The sequence below is a fragment of the Micromonospora sp. DT4 genome (assembly GCF_049841675.1).
Classification (GTDB): domain Bacteria; phylum Actinomycetota; class Actinomycetes; order Mycobacteriales; family Micromonosporaceae; genus Micromonospora.
Map to the genome: position 1 here is coordinate 1 of NZ_JBNCKT010000274.1, position 1,526 is coordinate 1,526.

The 1,526-nt window shown below is 74.8% G+C and carries 1 protein-coding gene; it reads left to right on the plus strand.

The features are described 5' to 3' along the window. Positions 1-92 precede the first annotated feature (92 nt). Positions 93-1,388 carry a hypothetical protein gene (locus tag ACLQ24_RS29570; RefSeq protein WP_425895021.1) on the plus strand — a complete coding sequence of 432 codons (1,296 nt, stop codon included), beginning with the start codon at positions 93-95 and terminating at the stop codon, positions 1,386-1,388. Positions 1,389-1,526: the final 138 nt, after the last annotated feature.

Below are 1,526 nucleotides of genomic sequence, written 5' to 3' on the forward strand. Positions count from 1 at the left end.
GAAATCCTCGACCTGCTCGACGTCAATCCGCTGGAATGGTGCTGACGATCGCCGACGTGCGGAATGCAGGGCTAGCCGGGCAGAGTGGAGGCATGACGACCGACCTGCACGGCCCGCTGTCCGCGTACGCCGAGCGGCTGCACGCCACGATCGGCGACCGGCACCACGTCGCCTCCCCGCTCGGCGCCTGGCTGCTGCTCGCACTCAGCGCCGCGACGACCGGAGCCGGCCGGGCGACCGACTCGAACACGTCCGACCCGGATGCGGCAGCCGGGTCAGAAGCGGCGACCGGTGCGGACGCGGCGGCCGAGGGGCTGGTGGCGGCGCTGGGCACCGACCTGGCCGGCGCGGCCGACCTGGCCCGCGTCCTGTTGGACGCGCCGCACCCGCTGGTCGCGTCCGCCACCGCACTGTGGCTCCGAGCGGGTCGGCCCGTCGACGCGCCGGCCGGGTGGCGGGCCACGCTCCCCGCGGCGACCGAGGTGGGCACGCTCCCCGACCAGGCCGGGCTGGACGCCTGGGCGCGCGAGCACACCGACGGCCTGATCGAGACGTTCCCCCTGAAGGTCAGCCCGGACGTGGTGTTCGCCCTGGCCAGCGCGCTGGCCACCCGGATCTCGTGGGCCGAGCCCTTCGACGTCGCCGACGCCCGCGCGCTCGGCCCCGCCAGCGCCTGGACGGACCTGCGCCACGTGCTGCGCAGCCCGGGCCACGGGCACCAGGGTGCCATCGTCGCGACCGAGCGGGCGGGTGACGTGATCGTGCACGCCGCCCGGTCCCAGGCGAGCGAGGGCGCGGGACTGGTGGTCCTCTCGGTGGCCGCCGCGCCACACGTGCCGGCGGCCGATGTGCTCGCCACCGCGTACCGTCTCAGCGCCGGCGCGGCCGACGGCGGGCGACCGGCCGGTCGGCGCTCACTGTTCGACCTGCCGCTCGGCGACACTCCGCTGTGGACGCTGCGCGAGGAGCGGGTGCGGACCCGTGCCCGCGACGGCCGCGAGGAGCGGCACCAGGCGATACTCCCCTGCTGGTCGGCGCGCAGCGACCACGATCTCACCGCCGAGTCACTGGGTTTCCCCGCCGCCGCGGTGACGCTGGCCCGGGCGCTCGACCAACCGGTGCAGGGCTTCGAGGCGCGACAGGTGGCGATGGCCCGGTACGGCCGGTACGGGTTCGAGGCGGCGGCGGTGACCGGGATGTTCGGCACGGTCAGCCTGCCCCCGGAAGGGGTCGCCCGGACCGCCGAGCTGCGCTTCGGCCACCCGTACGCCGTGGTGGCCGTCGCCACCGACAGCAGGGCCGACGGCACCACCGGGCCGTGGCACGGGGTGCCGGTCTTCTCCGCCTGGGTCACCGAGCCGGACGACCTGCCCGACGCCGAGAGGTGACGCCGTTCGTCCACTCCAGCTCGGCGATGTGGCGGCATTCCGGCGCACGGATGCCGCCATATCGGTTATTGACCCGTAACCCAAATGGTTTGTGATCGTTTGGGGTGTATGGGCGTTACGGTGCGGGACGCGCGTCGG